11 protein-coding genes are annotated in these 16,111 nt (G+C 43.3%); 5 read left to right on the top strand and 6 right to left on the bottom strand.

All coding sequences use genetic code 11. The features are described 5' to 3' along the window. Nucleotides 1-140 precede the first annotated feature (140 nt). A complete protein-coding gene (locus AN394_RS01200) occupies nucleotides 141-1,502 on the bottom strand; it encodes a hypothetical protein (protein ID WP_055020616.1) in 1,362 nt (453 codons plus the stop codon). 28 nt (nucleotides 1,503-1,530) lie between these two features. Further along, nucleotides 1,531-3,945 carry a TonB-dependent receptor domain-containing protein gene (locus AN394_RS01195; RefSeq protein WP_055020615.1) on the bottom strand — a complete coding sequence of 805 codons (2,415 nt, stop codon included), beginning with the start codon at nucleotides 3,943-3,945 and terminating at the stop codon, nucleotides 1,531-1,533. Between the two features lie 138 nt (nucleotides 3,946-4,083). On the opposite strand from AN394_RS01195, the gene AN394_RS01190 reads away from it, so the two are divergent. From AN394_RS01190 to AN394_RS01180, 3 genes are read left to right on the top strand one after another with little or no spacing between them, the layout of a single operon-like run. Further along, nucleotides 4,084-4,587, top strand: a complete 504-nt coding sequence (locus AN394_RS01190) for a DUF2796 domain-containing protein (RefSeq protein ID WP_055020614.1) — start codon at nucleotides 4,084-4,086, stop codon at nucleotides 4,585-4,587. After that, the gene (locus AN394_RS01185; RefSeq protein WP_054563009.1) at nucleotides 4,584-5,051 is read left to right on the top strand and encodes a Fur family transcriptional regulator; all 468 of its coding nucleotides are present in this window, start codon (nucleotides 4,584-4,586) and stop codon (nucleotides 5,049-5,051) included. The genes AN394_RS01190 and AN394_RS01185 overlap by 4 nt, the downstream gene beginning before the upstream one ends. Nucleotides 5,052-5,096: 45 nt before the next feature. Next, nucleotides 5,097-5,498 carry a MerC domain-containing protein gene (locus AN394_RS01180; protein WP_054563008.1) on the top strand — a complete coding sequence of 134 codons (402 nt, stop codon included), beginning with the start codon at nucleotides 5,097-5,099 and terminating at the stop codon, nucleotides 5,496-5,498. A gap of 60 nt (nucleotides 5,499-5,558) precedes the next feature. Here the strand turns inward: AN394_RS01180 and AN394_RS01175 are convergent, their stop codons facing one another. Both AN394_RS01175 and AN394_RS01170 read right to left on the bottom strand, forming a co-directional pair. Continuing rightward, nucleotides 5,559-5,804, bottom strand: coding sequence for a DUF3297 family protein (locus tag AN394_RS01175; RefSeq protein WP_171037140.1), 246 nt, complete (start codon nucleotides 5,802-5,804; stop codon nucleotides 5,559-5,561). Between the two features lie 85 nt (nucleotides 5,805-5,889). After that, the gene (locus tag AN394_RS01170) at nucleotides 5,890-6,354 is read right to left on the bottom strand and encodes an energy transducer TonB (RefSeq protein WP_054563006.1); all 465 of its coding nucleotides are present in this window, start codon (nucleotides 6,352-6,354) and stop codon (nucleotides 5,890-5,892) included. 178 nt (nucleotides 6,355-6,532) lie between these two features. Between AN394_RS01170 and AN394_RS01165 the strand changes: the two genes are divergently transcribed. Both AN394_RS01165 and AN394_RS01160 read left to right on the top strand, forming a co-directional pair. Further along, the gene (locus tag AN394_RS01165; RefSeq protein WP_055020613.1) at nucleotides 6,533-8,617 is read left to right on the top strand and encodes a TonB-dependent siderophore receptor; all 2,085 of its coding nucleotides are present in this window, start codon (nucleotides 6,533-6,535) and stop codon (nucleotides 8,615-8,617) included. Continuing rightward, nucleotides 8,607-9,752: a DUF1624 domain-containing protein gene (locus tag AN394_RS01160; protein ID WP_055020612.1), complete on the top strand. Its 1,146-nt coding sequence runs from the start codon at nucleotides 8,607-8,609 to the stop codon at nucleotides 9,750-9,752. Before AN394_RS01165 ends, AN394_RS01160 begins: the two co-directional genes overlap by 11 nt. A 62-nt stretch (nucleotides 9,753-9,814) precedes the next feature. Here AN394_RS01160 and AN394_RS22475 read toward each other — a convergent pair whose 3' ends face one another. After that, a complete protein-coding gene (locus tag AN394_RS22475) occupies nucleotides 9,815-14,761 on the bottom strand; it encodes a S8 family serine peptidase (RefSeq protein ID WP_055020611.1) in 4,947 nt (1,648 codons plus the stop codon). A gap of 159 nt (nucleotides 14,762-14,920) precedes the next feature. Continuing rightward, nucleotides 14,921-16,105, bottom strand: coding sequence for an ATP-binding protein (locus AN394_RS01150; RefSeq protein ID WP_152968909.1), 1,185 nt, complete (start codon nucleotides 16,103-16,105; stop codon nucleotides 14,921-14,923). Nucleotides 16,106-16,111 lie beyond the last annotated feature (6 nt).

The following is a 16,111-nucleotide window of genomic DNA, read 5'->3' as shown; positions in this document are numbered from 1 at the left end:
TGGGAACTGTTACATCATAACCATTAAGGCTTAAATAGCGATGCAGTTGCGATGAAAGGTCTGTTACAAAATATGAATAAAAAAGGTTGGCAGTAAATGCCAACCTTTGCGAGCTATGTCATACCATAAAACATAACTTCTTAGTGGTCGTGATCGTCACTTTCTTCTGCAATACCTAACCAAGTGATGGCGCTTGGTGCAAAAGTCAGTTCAAGATCACCTTCAATTTCAAGATCTTCGATATGTACTTTTAGTACGTGCTGAGCGATAGGGTCAGCAACGTAAGCAAACTCCCTATTTTGTGACACAGTCATGCTGAAGTTCATGCCCTCTGGCATTGTTGTTACGTCTTCTTCAGTGATATCTACTTTACCGGCAAGCTCCCAGTGCATGTGGCCGTCGTGCTCATGGGCTTCAAGCACGTTTAAAAAGCCTAAGCTATCAAGTACTAAAAAGTGCTCTCCGCTTGCTGAGAATGAGTAAGATACAGCACTTACGCCTTCATCAAGTTGCCACTCTAGTACTTCCATTTCAGCTTCGCTTGGATTGATACTTACAAATACACCCGATGCAATTGCAATAAAGCTTTCACTACCTTCATGGCCATATAATGTGCCAATACGTGTATCACCTAGAGCATCTATATTGGCGATTTTTTCTGCATGATATTCATCATCATGCTGGTGGGCTACCAGTACACCGTCACCACAACCAAATGCTACATAATCATGGTTTTGCGCTGCACCGTGTAAATCTGGGCAAGTAACTTCAAATGTTTGTTCAAGCTCATATTCACCGTCATGAAGGTGGAAAACACCCACTTGATCCGGCAGGATTTTAGCGTTTGAAGTGCTTTCGCTATCCGCACGGCGCAATGTTGCAACTAGGTGCTCGCCACGTGGCTCTGCAACACCATGCATATTGATGTCGTACTGAATACCAGCAAGCGTCTCTGTTTCGTTAGCAATGTCGTTATCGGTTAACACTTCTACAGAGGCAACCGTACCTGCATCGGCATTACCATCGTAAAACACGGCCATTTGACCATCATGTTTAACGATGTGAGTAGGGCGGCTGCCCGTTGTTAGCTCGTAGTCACTAAATGCAGGGCCTTGTTTATAATCATGTAAATGCTCGCCATGATCTTCACGCCATAAACCGCCATCGATAAAACCTAAGTAATCTTGGCTGCGGTTAGCAATAACTGCATAACGGTAGCTTGGTGAAACATTTAGTGAGCTTGAATCATGGATAAGCGAAAACGTTTCTAGTAGTGAGTCGTCATCTAAATCAAAGATATTCGCTTCGTTGCTATCAGCTGCTAAAACCGCTAAACGGCCCATTGAGTCAATGGTATAACCGTCATCATGATCATCACCACTGTCGTCAGGAACCTCGATAGGGTCTTTCTCAACAATATTCGTTTCTGCATCACCACATGCGGTGATCAGGGTGCTACTAATTGCCAGTGCCAATAGTTTTAATCTAAATAAGTGTGTCATGTAGGTTTCCTTTATTTGTAATTTTGTTTTAGAAGTAGCCGCGAACACCAAGCGCAAAACTGCGCCCAGGACGTGGTGCAATATCTTTTAAGAATGAGCTATGAACGCGGGCTTCTGTGTCCGTTAAATTTGTGCCTTTTAAATAAAGCGATAGGTCTTGGTTTAATACCGATAAGTCATAAGAAATACTGGCATCAACAAGGGTATAGCCGTCTGTTGTGGTTTCTTCTTGTGCTATGCGGTCTTGTTCTTGGTAGCGCGTAACGTGAATATTTGCCGTTAGGTTTTCGGTTTGATAGCTAAACTCAGTACCAAAACGCAGTGGTGGAGTACGCGGTAAATCTCCGCCGTCTTTCAGACGCGCGCGTACATAATCAGAGAATAAGTCGAGTTTAAATTCGTCGCTTAGCTGCCAAGCAACTTGCGCTTCAAAACCATGCAAAATCACATCGTCTGTTTTAAATAAATAAACCGGTAGTTCAGATGAATGATCGTGCTCTTCTTCGTGATCATGTTCGTCGCCATGGTCGTGATCATGACCGCTTTCAGCGTATAGGCCTGTGTTGATCTGGTAATAATAGTTATCTACTTGGTTGTAAAAGGCATTGAAGATAAAGCCAATATCACCTTCGGTTTTACGGAATGTCAGGTCGATATTATTTGCCGTTTCTAAATCGATAGCGTCATCTGATAGCTCAAAATGACCATCATGAGTGTCGAATAGCGCACCAACTTCATACGTTGCAGTACCAATGTGTGGGCCGAAAGATAACAGCTCAGAAGCAGACGGAGCACGCTCAGAACGCGATACCGATAAACCTAGGTTATAACCTGGTGTAAAATCCCATACCACACCTGTTGATAAACTTACCGGTGTAAACTCTTGGGCAACATCAAATACGCGTGTGTAGTTTGATTCTTCGTGGTCATGATCATGGTCGTGCTCATCACCGTCTTCATCATGTGCATGGGCGTCGATCTCAGGTAACAGCACATTATTAGCATCAATAGTAACTCGCTCAACACGGCCACCTAATTGCACTAAAAAATCGCCAAAATGCTTTTCTTCCATAATTGCAAAAGCAATACTTTCAGTAACAGAAGGAGGGGTGAATGCTTCTGAGCCTTGTGCTTCTACATCACTTTTTTTGTAATGAAAGCTAACGCCACCATTCCACTCATCAAATTGGCTATGCAGAATGTCAACGCGCAGCTCATTGGTTTCGTTTTTGAAAGTTGTGCCTACAGCACCGTGCTCGATTTCAGCGTGTTCGTAGTCTGTGTGGCCTGCACGTAAGTTAATTTTGCTTAGCCACTCACTGTCGATATTGTATTCACCAAGTAGCTGAACTTTGGTTTGTTCAAGATCAGCAAAAACAGCTTCTTCTTCACTGTGCTCCTCTTCGTGATCATGCTCTTCTTCTTCACCATGAGTATGGCCAGGAATACCGTATTGGCGGTTAAATTGCTCAACCGCAACACCAAGGTAACCTTGCTCAAATAAGTAGCTAGTACCAACAGTAAAGCCATCTGAGTCTTCATTACTGTTTTCTACTACGTACTTTGAGCTGTGCTCTGTGTCGTCAATATCGGCGGCAACAGGTACTTCGTAATCGCCTGATTCACGCCAGAATGCATCAGCATAAAAGGCAAATGACTCTGTCCCTGTGGTGGCATTAAACGAAGCAACTTTTTGCTCATCTACAGAGTTATGTTCTAGGTTCCATTCACCACGTGTTGTGCTGTCTGTTGGTACTCGGCTATCAACTACGTTGACGACACCACCAATTGCACCGCTGCCATAAAATAGAGTTGCTGGGCCACGTAATACTTCAATTTGCTGCGCTGTTGATGCTTCCGATGCCACTGAGTGATCAGGGCCAACACGTGACACATCACTTACATCTAAGCCATTTTGCGTAATTAAAACACGTGGGCCGCTCAAACCACGGATCACAGGCGTACTGGCAACCTTGGCATGAAAGTTTGTGTTAACGCCCGGCAGCTTTTCGAGGCTATCGCCAAGCGTTGATGCTTGTTGGCGTCTTAATTGTTCGCCAGATAACACACTAACAGGTGAGGCAGATTCCATTGCCGACATATGAATCGGCGTTGCTTCAACATCAATCACTTCAATCGGTGAGCGCTTTAGATTAAAGGTTGCGCTGTGGTCTTGGTCATTGGCAAGTGTGATATCTCGATGTAAGTGAGCATAACCTGGCGCTGAAATATGTAGCTCTTTTAAGCCGTTATTTAAGCCGCTGATTTCAAACTCACCTTTGTCGTTAGTTGTTACTTTTTGATCAGACCCTTCAAGGTCAACTGTGGCATTAGCCACCGCTTTACCTTGGTTATTTAAAACAACGCCTTTGATTGATTGTGCCAAAACACTGGCTGGTAATAACGCTGCTATGACGACAGCCACTCTTGAGATGTTATTCATTATTCACCATTGTAGATATGTTATAATGTATCAATTGTGCTTTAATTGTTATAATGTATCAAGTGTGAATCGACGAATGAGTTTTATTCTTTTTTGTAACAGCATGTTTAAAGTGAGGTAAATGGAGTGATTGGGGTTATGAAAGCAGCAAAATTAGCAGTGATATGCTTTATGGTTGGATGTATTTTTTCAGCTCAAGGGCATCAACACCATCATCATTCACATGGTGAGGGAGTGCTTTTTGTGGTTCATGATCAAGACAAGTGGCGGGTTAAGTTCATTTTACCGGCTGGAGATATTTTTGGCTTTGAGCATCAGCCCGAGACAGCTGAGCAAAAGCAAACCATTAAACAAACGTTAGCCCAATTAGCAAATTCACAGCAGTTAGTGACATTTAACGGCGAATGTAAGCTTACTCAAGCAAATTTTGAAAACCCATTTGAGCATCACACTCATCATGCACATCAAGACTTAGAAGTTGAATACTCGTTTAACTGTGATAAGCCCGTCTCTAAAGTCACAGTTACTTTATTTGCATGGGCTGAAGCAATATCTGTTATCGAAGCACAGTGGATCACAGAGCAAGCGCACGGGATAGCAGAGCTGACAGCAACAAAACCTTATATTGAGTGGCCGCTATGAATAAACAGCGCTTAACCAGCACACTTAATAAAGCGAAGCAGGTTTGCCTTGAGCATGGTAGAAAGTTCACCATTCAGCGCAAGCAAATACTGCAAATATTACTAACCACAGACGTGCCGTTATCGGCCTACGAATTAGCCAGTTGCTACAAGCTGCGCACAAGTTCAAGTGTATCTGTTATGTCTGTTTATCGAATCTTGAGCTTTTTGGAGTCGGTAAACCTTGTTCGCAGGCTTAATAGTGCTAACAAATATATCGCTTACGGTACCGACAGTGAGGTTTCTAAGCGTGAGACTTCTTTGTTTTTGATTTGCCGTCATTGCCAAAAAGTTGAGACTTTAGCGGTTTCACACAGTGACGTTGCAAAGCTTTTCCCTCATTTTGATGATGCAGGTTTTACCTCACAAACAAAGCAATTTGAAATGCTGGGAGTATGCAATGAGTGCCAAGCAAAACTTGCTTGATGCACTTTTTATAATTCATGTGTTCAATTTTGTAGGGATTATTCAGTGAAATTACAAGAAATAATGGACAAGTTTGCCATCGGGTTATCAGCTATGTGTGCTATTCACTGTTTAGCTGTGCCTGTGTTATTGGTTTTATTACCTAGTGCTGCAGCACTGGGTTTAGGTAACGAGCAATTTCATTTTTGGATGTTAGTTGCGGTACTGCCAAGCAGCTTATTAGCACTATTTTTAGGGTGTAAAAAGCATAAACGTTATCGATTATTGATGCTAGGTGGTGCAGGGCTGGTGTTGTTGTCTGCAGCGGTGCTGCTTGGCGAAAATGTTATTGGTGAGGCTGGCGAAAAAGTACTTACTTTATTGGGTTCGCTCTTTGTCGTCACCGGGCATTGGTTTAACTTTCGCTTGTGTGGGAAAAAACGAGGGGCTGAGTGCCTAAGCTCGTAAAGATATAAACTTGTTGGCCAACCATTGAATTGGCCAACAAGCTAATTCAGCAAAACTGAATTACTTGTAGAATACTTCTACAGTGCCTTTTACTTTTAATAGTAAAGGTTGGCCGCGGCGATCAAGGGCTTTTGGAGAAGCGACTTTGATCCAGCCTTCGCTGATATTATATTCTTCAACGTCAAAACGCTCTTTGCCGTTAAGTTTTACACCAATTTCATGCTCGAAAACTTCTTCCACATAAAATTTACTACGTGGATTGATAGAAAGTTGGTTTGGTAATTCTGGTTTTTGTGTATCAGTCATAGTTGCGATCTGCATTGAATAAATTGTGCGCCATTGTAGGCAATAGCTGGCATTGGCTCAAGTATCTACACGGCAAATTTATTGTTTACTCGCAGGCTTGTTCTGAATGCTCAACGCACATGGCAACGGCTTCACTCTTTTTGTCGAAGTCGTGTGTTAAGCAGTAGTCAAAACGCATGGTTAACTCAATTACTTGTTCATCCGTGCGCTCTGGCCATTGCCAGTCTCTCACTATTTGCCTTGCTGCCTTTCTAACGTCTTTACTAAAGCGCTTTGGCGCTGAATTTTCAATATTTAAGTTTTTCACATCGCCTTCTGGCGTTACCTGAAAGTTGACAATTGCGCAGCCACTGCCTTGTCGATTTAGCAGCCCTGTCGGGTATTGTACATGGTGCATTGGTGGCAGCCGTTGCCAGCTAGGCTTATCTGTAGTGGTATCGAGTACCTGCGCTTGAATATCAACAAATGGAAATTTACGTGATAAATCAGGGTTTGCGAATGAGCTGATTGATGCGCATACGAGCGTTAATGCTAAAAGTGATTTATACATAGTTTTCCTTAACTTGTTTGTTTTTTAATCTACCTCAAATTTAGCGTTAAAAATTATCTTTGTAAACTAAGGGCTTGGCTAAAAATTAAGGGGTAAATGTATTGTTATACTATAACCTATTTTTTATTTATGTTATTTTATAACAAATCATTTCTCTTAACTTTTACATTCAGACCTTATGAAGTACTCAACTCTTAGTTTAGCCTTAGCTGCGGCGTTTGCAGCGAATACACATGCAGCTGATAACAGCGATATCGAAACGATCACCATTGAACATAAACAGGCGTTTCGTGGTGATATTCCAACAAAAGATTTACCGCAATCGATCACTACATTAAGTAAAGACATGATGACTGATAACGGTATTACAAAGTTTCGTGATGCACTGGATTTTTCTGCCAGTATTACTCGTAAGAATAATGGTGGAGCACTGTGGGATAGCTATTCAATTCGTGGTTTGTCAGGTAACGAAAATATGCCGTCTGGGTACTTAGTTAACGGTTTTAGTGGTGGTCGCGGCTTTGCAGGCCCACGTGATGTATCAAACATTGAATACATCGAAGTATTAAAAGGACCTGGCTCGGCACTCTATGGCCGTTCGGAGCCGGGTGGTACCGTAAACATTATTACTAAAAAGCCACAGTTTTATCAGCAAGGGCAACTTCAAGCTGAGTTGGGTAGCGATGATCACAAGCGTATTCAAGGTGATTACACTAACGGTTTAAGCGATGATTTAGCGTTTCGTATCAATGGCGCATGGCAAGATAGTGACAGCTTCAGAGACTATGTACACCACGACAAATTCGTGATTACGCCTTCGCTTTATTATCAAATCAACGATAACTCATCGCTGACTTATGAGTTTGAGTATGTTGATCAACAGCAAATGTATGACCGCGGTATTGTGGTGTTAAATGGTGATTTTGATACCGTGCCTGAGTCACGCTTTTTAGGTAACCCAAATGATGCACCAACCAAGGTGCACTCGCGCGGCCATCAATTAAATTACAGCAACGATCTAAACCAAGAATGGAGCTTGTTATTAGGTGCTAGTTACCGTACTGCAACGTTAACGGGTTATTCGTCAGATGCTGAGCTTTCACCATCGCGTCAGTCATTATTTGATGATGGCAGAACCTTAACTCGCCAGCACAGATACCGTGACTATGAGTCTGATGATTTATCGCTGCGCTTTGAATTAAGCGGCCACTTTGATGTTGCCGGTATCACCAATCATGTATTGATTGGTGTTGATGGTTACGACTATGAGCTACGCACTGGGCTTTATCGCTACCGTGGTGGTAATGGTACTTATACCATTGATATTTATGAGCCAGAGTACAGCGCTACTGAAGGCCCTGAAGTGGGCATGCAGTACGAAAATAACGAACAACAAAATGCGTACGGTATTTACCTGCAAGACCAACTAGATCTAACCGATAACTTAAAAGTGATGTTAGGTCTGCGTTTTGATGAAATTGAACAAGATATTTTTGAGACTAAGTCTGGTGTGGCATCAAACAGCAAAGAAAACCGCATTAGTCCACGTTTTGGTGTGGTTTACGCACTTAATGACGACATTAACCTTTACTCAAGCTATTCAGAAGGCTTTTTACCACTGAGTGGCACCGATGCTGAAGGTAATCCATTCGGTTTTGAAGAAAGTGACTCGTTTGAGGTAGGCGTTAAATTTAGCTACGCCAATATCAGCGGTACGCTTGCTTATTTTGATGCAAGCAAGAGCAACATGCTGGTGGCAGATCCAGTAAATGTGGGTTATTCAACACCTGTCGGTAAAGCAAATAGCACAGGGTTTGAGTTAGATTTAACAGGTTCATTGGGTGACAATACCGAGTACAACCTATCTTATGCCTATGTTGATGCTGAGACTGCAACAGACAGTCTAAATGTTGATTGGTTAGTGCCAATTCCTAAAGGTAGCCCACTTGTGAACGTACCAAAGAATAACCTTTCGATTGGCTTAAACCATGACCTAAGTCTATTCGCACAAGAAATAAAGATTGGTGGTCATTATCAATATGTGTCTGACCGTTTGGGCGACCCAGCTGATCTCACCTTCCGTTTACCGAGTTACCAAACTGTTGGTTTATTTGCTAAATGGCGAGCGACTGAACGTACGACAGTATCACTGAATGTTGATAACGTGTTTGATGAACAGTATATCGCTAGTTCTTACAATGCATTGTGGGCCTACCCGGGTGCGCCGACGCAATTTAAACTTGGCGTAAGTTATGACTTCTGAGCAAGTTAAAAGCCGTATTCACAGTATCGACATCATGCGTGGTGTCGTTATTCTGCTGATGCTACTTGATCATGTGCGAGAGCGATTTTTCTTGCACATGCAGGTGGGCGATCCCATGGTGGTTGATACCACTTCGCCAGGGCTTTTTTGGAGCCGCTTTGCTGCGCACTTTTGTGCGCCAACCTTTATCTTTTTAACCGGTTTGTCGGCGTGGCTTTATAGTCACCCAGCAAGTGGTGTGGCGCGCTCGGCTCGAAGCTTTTTAATCAAGCGAGGGCTATTTTTAATCGCCCTTGAAGTGACCCTGATTTGTTTTTCGTGGATGGGTTACTACCACACCATTTGGCTACAAGTGATGTGGGCGATTGGCCTTTGTATGTTGGCGTTAGCATTACTGATTAAGCTGCCACGCAACATATTGCTGGTGCTTGGTTTGGTTATTGTATTTGGCCACAATTTACTGACCCCTATCAGCTTTACGCCCGATGAGTTTGGTTACTCGCTGTGGACTATTTTGCATGACCGAGGCTATCTATCACAAGGTGGTTTAATCGACATAAAAATTAGCTACCCTGTGCTGCCCTGGATTGGCGTTATTTTATTGGGTTACTGTGCAGGTCCTTTATATGCGCACACTCAATCAGCGGATTCACGTAAACGAGCATTGCTGCTGTTAGCCCTGTTATGTGTGGGATTATTTGCGCAGCTGCGTGGTTTTAATATTTATGGTGAAACCTTGCCGTGGCAAACGTTTAGCACCACAACAGAAACCATGATGTCGGTGTTTAACGTGACTAAGTATCCACCGTCACTCAGCTTTTTGCTGATCACGTTAGCAGGCATGTTTGTTGGCTTATGGTTATTTGAAAGACCACTCAACCGCTTTACGAATGCGCTCCGAGTGTATGGTTCTGTGCCTATGTTCTTTTATATTTTACACCTCTATGTACTGCTATTTATGTATCAAATAGGCATGCTGATCTGGGGGGCAAATCAAGGGCAATATTTAGGAGTCAGTGATATCTCAGGTATTTGGTTTATTACTTTGCTGCTGGCAATAGGGCTTTATTGGCCAACCAAGAAGTTTAGTGAATACAAGCGTAAGGCTAACAAGCCTTGGTTAAAGTATTTATAATGAAAAATGCCGATATGCTAAGCATATCGGCATTACTCTTAACTATCCTAATTAACTAATCCTTAGTTAATTCGAGATTTTTTACGACGAAGTGCCATCAGTGGTGCAACAGCTAGTAATAACCAGCCGAATGAACCGCTTGATGATTTCTTGTCTTTTTCAACCTCAGTCTCTGGAATCACTGCCTCAGGGAAAGTACAGCTACCATCGTCAGTATTGGCGCTTTCATCATAGTTAGTTGCTGAGCTGTCAGTACAGCCAAGCTCTTCACCATCAGACATCACCGATAATACAAATGAACTCATTGCTGCATCAGTTGGGTTAACGCTGTCGCTAACTTTTACTGTTACATCAATATCACCATGGAAGTGCGCCGCTGGCGTGATAGTCACAGTGCTACCTGATGTGTGACCAGATACTTCATAAGTGAAGTTTTCGCCTAACACGTCGATTTGGTTGCTCACTTGGTTTTCGTCAGCATAAAGCACGTCAAAACTAATCGTTTCGTTCTCTGCCACCGACATATCAGTTAAGGCTGCCATTTCTAGGTTACCGATAACTTCTAGGTCAAGGGTGAGGGTTTCATCATCTGCGCCAACTAAACCATTTGTAAGTGATAGTTGATGCGTTTGATTCGCCGCTTGCTCACCAATGTACGCTTGGAATTTCACGTCAAACTTAGATATTTCAGGGCCTGTGTAGTCAAGACACACAACCAGTTTGTCGTGTAGTACTTCGTCCATATTGTCGAAGCCGTACTTGTTACCGATGTTTAAATCGATAGGAATATCACCACTGATAAAGCCACGGCCGTCAGCAGCTTTCAAGCCGATAGAACCTTGTGCATCAACTAAGCTTAGGTTGTCGTAAGCAAATAGTAGCTCGTATTCACCTGGCTCATAGTCAATGCCCATTCGCATGAACATTTCAACATCAACTGATTGGCCTTCAGTTCTAGAACGCTGGATATTATCCCACTCAAGTACTAACCACTCACGCGATACCGTGTAAGTTGGTGTGATACCTGCGTTGGCGTCATAGTTACCGTAACCACCGTCAACACGCTCAGGGATCATGTTATCACCAACCCAGAATGGTGCGATTAGGTAAGGCGGCGGTGGCGGCTGAGTGTAACCTTCTGGCAGTTCAACGTGGAATGGCGTTGTACGGCCTTGCGAACCAAATGTGACTAAACCAGCTGGGTTAAGTTTAATTGAGTCAAAGTGGTACTTGTTAAAGAATGGGAATGACACATCAAGGTTGGTGTTCATGATTTCTTTAAATGTGTACTCAAACTCGTTGTAGTAACGACCTTCAACACCTTCTAGTGTACGCCAGCCAAGTTCACGTAGTTCTAGGTAGTGAGGATCTGGTGAATGCGCCGATGTTAATGAACACATTTCGTCTGTGATGTTGGTGGTAATGTTATAATTACGCTCAACATTTTTAGTCGTCTCTTGAACACCAACTAGTGCTAGAGCGTTGCTATCTAGCATTGGTGTTACTGGCGTTGAGTTAGATGCGACAATGCTGTCAGGAACAATGTCTACGCCCGCAGGGAACTCAGTGTTTAGTGCAAATTGACGCGCTTCATTTTCGTTATTAGCAATAACGCTGATTTCGAAGTCAACTAAGTCACCTACATAAGCTTTGTTTTTGTTGGCCGTAAAGGTCACGTCTTTATCAACTTGCTCGATGATCACTGGCACAAAACCAAGATTGCCTGCATCTTCAGGGTTGCTACCAATATCAAAGCCGCCGAAGTAAATATCGCCAATTTCCATATCAGGTAGGTTATAAGCAAGGTCAAGCTCCAGTTCGTCATAACCCGGTACGCTGTTTGGTCCTGTTACAGTGAGTGAGCCATTGTCTTCAGTGGTCACCGCTGTCGCAAATGAGACTTCAATACCTTCATCAACTTCGCCATACGATAGAGTCTGTAGACTCATGTATAACGTAAAATATTCACCCGCTTCAGGATCAACAATGTTACAGAAGTTAGTTAGGGTGTAGCTAGTTGACATACATAGCGTTTCTTCAAAAGACGCGATGCCATCACCATTACTATCTTTACCCATAAAGACCAATACGCGAGACTGCTCATTCATAATGCTTGCGCTGAACATTTTTGCGTCTTCAGGCACTGTCGTCCACTGAATGTGGTTGTTGTTCACAGCTTCGTCTTCACCTTCAACCTCTACGCTATCGAATGGGTCGCCTGGTGTGGTGTCGTTGAATAGGTGTACTGTTTCAACTTGGCCTTTTACTAAGCCGTACGATTGTGTTGTTAGATTACTAATTTCAGAAGTATTAAATGGACCGACTTTCATCGTCGCAGAGCGGCGGTGTGCATCAACCTTAATAAATTCAGGTAAACCTGTATCGCCAACGTAGGTCCATACAGGCATTTCAAGTACTGGCGATTCAGGGTTGCTAGACGTTAGAATTAATTGACCTTGGTTACCTGTGTAGTCAACCGTTTCTTGTGGTGTTGCATTTTGATGTGCTTCTACAGTGACAACAATGCTTTGAGTTTCGCCCGCTTTAATATCAAATTGCGCTGGCTCAACACTAATCGTACTATTTCCAATCCAGCTTTCAGTGTGTAGCGTCCAGCTTGCATCTTCAGTTGCCGTGAAGGTCCTGATAAACGTACACTTAAAGCCGCAGTCATTATCTACCATGTAAGCTGTGTTTAGTGCTTTTTCACGGCCACCAAGGCTTGGGTTGGCTGCACTCATGTTCGCAATGCTTTCATCAAGCAATAGGCCCGCTTTATCAGCACGTTCAACTTGCATTTTACCTGAACCCATTTCAGCAAGTGCCGCATCAAAGCCATCATCAGCATAATTATCTAAATAGCGAGCCATACCAAGTTGGTTGTTTGCAGTTAACATTAATGCTGATTGAATTTGCATTGGTGTCCAATCAGGATGAGATTGTTTTAACAATGCTGCTGCACCCGCAACGTGTGGGCTTGCCATTGATGTACCAGACATAGATTGCCAGTCTGAAGTCGCTGGGTTGCTAGTAAATGGTTGATCGTCTGATGATGGCGCATAGATATCAACACCCGGAGCAGCAAGGTCTACAAGTAAGGTGTCAAAGCCAAAGTATGATGGACCACGGCCAGAGAAGTAAGCTATGCGGTCTTTATCTACAGTATCTACGGTGCCTTCGGTTGCTTCAATGGTACCCATGTGGCTGTCGCCTGTGCTTAGCCAGTCAAGTAAGCTCGTACCATCGACGTTTTTAATGTGAATGGTAGGGATAGGGTAAGTCACTGAAGGAATCGTGTAGCGATCGTAAAATGATACATGGTTATAAATAATTAAACCTTCTGCACCGCCTGCCTCTACGTTTAACGATTTAGAGTATAGTGGGTAAGAACTACGCTTACATACGACAATCACGTCTTGCGCACTTTCATCGATAGCAGTTGCAGGATCATCCACTAAATCGAATGTACCTTCAGGGAATGGCTTGTCACAGTTGGCAAGTGCATAGCTTGAGCTTTCATTTGGATTTTCAAAGTCAGTTGCGGCAACGATTAAACCTGTTAGCTCGTTAAAGTTAACACCTGCACCAGCAAATGGTCCTGGCGCTGCAGTATCGCCACTAGTTAGGTTTTTAAGTTGTTTGTTACCAAAATTGACTTTGGTTGAAGGCGTATGAGCTGCAACTGTGGTTACCCAAGGTGAAGAGTGGTCAGCCGTTGAATATTCTGGGCCGCTGTTACCTGCCGCTACCGCCACAAATACACCGGTTTCAGCCGCATTCATGAACGCTTGCTCAATTGGGTCGCTCCATGGATCTTCTTCAAGGCCACCTAATGAAGCGTTCAGTACGTCAACATTATCAATCGCTGCTTGTTCTACAGCAGCTAAAATTGCGCTTGTTGGACAGCCTGCATAAGGGTCGCCAGAGTTACCCGGCCAACATACTTGGTATGAAATGATATTAGCGTGTGGCGCCATACCTGATACTTGCGGGAAAGTTACATTGGTTTCTAAACCAGATGATTGGTTTTCATACTCAGTCAGTTTGTAAGGAATATCGTAAAGGATATTACCTGCTGCTGTACCTGCAACGTGTGAACCATGGCTATGATAGTCTTCACCATTTTCTGGGCGAGTCTCTTCAAATACAGTATCAACATAGGCTGCGGTGATCTCAGGGTAAGAATAAACACCAATTAGCTTGTCGTTACACAGATCAGCAAATTCAGCAGTCGCACAGTCACCTAGGTACTTGTCGCCTAGAGGGTTGGTGTGAGTGTAACCGTCGCCGCCTACAGCTGCGAATGATGGGTGATCAGTGTTGATACCCGTATCTATGATACCTACAACCGTGCCTTCACCTTTGTTGCTGCTCGGGTTGCTAGCACTTGTGCTCCACAGTGCAGAAGCACCGGTTTGCTCAATGGTATTAAAAGTATTTAGGCTGTAGATTTTTGAGCGAGTGATCTTCTTAACACCAGCCACTTTAGCAAGGCGCTTCGCTTCATCTTGTGTCATTTGGGTGGTGAAACCGTTTAATGTCACATTGAATATGCGCTCAACATTTAGCTGTAAGCCTTGCTGACTCATTGCGGCATTAACAACTGATTGACGCTTACTTGCTAGGTGATTAGCGTAAGTTGCAATCGCAGGCTGCGCCATATTAAGCGTTGAGCGCGCTGTTGCTTGTTGCGTCTGCATTACCACATCTTTAGTGCTCGCAAGCCCTTTAACACCTCCTTGGTAAGTCGAAATAGGTGCATCGTCCAGTTGCACGATATAAGTTTGAATACCACTAATATCTTTCTCTGGTGTGAAAACGCGGTTTTGTTTTTTAACTGTGTTATTAACCTTGTCTTCCCACACAAATTCATTGCTAACGGTTTGCTTTGGCGCATAGCCTGCTGGCTGTTCTGGCCATGCTTGGTCATTTAGCGCAGCAGCAGACGTACCTACACCTAAGTAAAGTGCAGATGCGACCATCACTGATACTTTTTTCATATTGAACATGTGATCTAACTTCCCTCGAAGGATTATAATTATGAGCTCGCGCAGCGGCGAACGGTTGTAATCAGTAGGGATAGTGTTGAGTTGTGACTATAACATCAATGAAATGTAAACAATTGGCACACACTGTTACAGCTTGGTACATTTTTACCGAAAAACTGCTTATCGAAACAGAATACTTGCTCTTGCTCCGCTTAAGATTTGCGCGTTATCTAAGCTAAATTTTGCGTTATTCCATAGGCATAGTTGCTTAACGATTGATAAGCCAAGCCCAACACCTTGATAGCCTGTTTGGTGTACCGAAGCGGTTTTAGAAAATGGTTGCATGAGGCTGGCGCGCATGTGTTCTGGGATCCCTGGGCCATCATCTTCAATCACTAGCAAAGTGCCGCTTTCGCATTGTGAAAGCCTGATATGAATTTGCGTTTTAGCAAAGCGAACCGCGTTCCCGAGTAAGTTTTGCAATAAGCGTTGAAAGCTTTGTTTATCAACACAAATGGCTGTTAATTCGCAGTCAAGGCGAATAGCCAAAGGGCTATAGCTTTGAAACTTAGTAATGCAGGGCTGTAATAGCTCGTCTGGGCAGTAGTCTTTTACTAACAAGGTGGGTTCGCATTGTTTAAGCTCGGCATAAGTTAAAAACTCTTCGACTAATAGCTCAAGTTCAATAATGTCTTGCAACACACTGTGCCGATAAGCGTTGTTATCAACGACTGCTTCGAGGGCGAATTTAGCCCGCGATATAGGCGTTAAAAAGTCATGAGAAACGGCATTGATCAATTCGCGTTGGCTTTGATTACGGTTATGAAGCGCTAATGCCATGTTATCAAAGGTATCGCCAATGCTTTTTAGCAAGCTAAAACGTGTGAAGTGCACTTGTGCAGTAAAGTCAGCATTAGACATTTTACTACTGGCCTTGCGCAGTTTATTTAAGTCAAACAGCAGTGGGCCTGTAAAAATCACCACCGCTAAGGCAAGGCTAGAGTAAAACAGAAGGCTCACTAAAGACCGATAACCCTGATCAGCTGGTTGGCTGTATGGACCAATGCTTAATAAGGTCTGTCTATCATCAGCAAGCTTATGAAAGTAAAGCTTGTTATTGGCATCGTTAACACTAATTACCTGACCTGCTAAAAGTGATGCCTTTAATTGTTTACCAAGGTAAAAGTTCGCCAGAGGTGTTTGTTTAATATCAGGGTTATTGGGGGCAAGACTCAATATACTCTCTGCTAATTGCTGCTCTGTACTGTAACTTGGTGGGCTTGGAAAATAGGTTTCTAGTAACCAAGCGGCGCTCCCCAGGCAAACTGCGAGGGTTAAATACAAATAACAAAACAGGCGTAACAAACTGCA

Source organism: Pseudoalteromonas sp. P1-26, from assembly GCF_001401795.1.
In the GTDB taxonomy this organism is placed as follows: domain Bacteria; phylum Pseudomonadota; class Gammaproteobacteria; order Enterobacterales; family Alteromonadaceae; genus Pseudoalteromonas.
This window is presented reverse-complemented; position numbering and strand designations above follow the sequence as displayed.

What these genes read in the sequence shown, in the direction of transcription:
- AN394_RS01200 (WP_055020616.1), bottom strand. Translation starts at nt 1,502, where the DNA reads ATGACACACTTATTTAGATTAAAACTATTGGCACTGGCAATTAGTAGC.
- AN394_RS01195 (WP_055020615.1), bottom strand. Translation starts at nt 3,945, where the DNA reads ATGAATAACATCTCAAGAGTGGCTGTCGTCATAGCAGCGTTATTACCA.
- AN394_RS22475 (WP_055020611.1), bottom strand. Translation starts at nt 14,761, where the DNA reads ATGTTCAATATGAAAAAAGTATCAGTGATGGTCGCATCTGCACTTTAC.
- AN394_RS01170 (WP_054563006.1), bottom strand. Translation starts at nt 6,354, where the DNA reads ATGTATAAATCACTTTTAGCATTAACGCTCGTATGCGCATCAATCAGC.
- AN394_RS01175 (WP_171037140.1), bottom strand. Translation starts at nt 5,804, where the DNA reads ATGACTGATACACAAAAACCAGAATTACCAAACCAACTTTCTATCAAT.
- AN394_RS01185 (WP_054563009.1), top strand. Translation starts at nt 4,584, where the DNA reads ATGAATAAACAGCGCTTAACCAGCACACTTAATAAAGCGAAGCAGGTT.
- AN394_RS01160 (WP_055020612.1), top strand. Translation starts at nt 8,607, where the DNA reads ATGACTTCTGAGCAAGTTAAAAGCCGTATTCACAGTATCGACATCATG.
- AN394_RS01190 (WP_055020614.1), top strand. Translation starts at nt 4,084, where the DNA reads ATGAAAGCAGCAAAATTAGCAGTGATATGCTTTATGGTTGGATGTATT.
- AN394_RS01165 (WP_055020613.1), top strand. Translation starts at nt 6,533, where the DNA reads ATGAAGTACTCAACTCTTAGTTTAGCCTTAGCTGCGGCGTTTGCAGCG.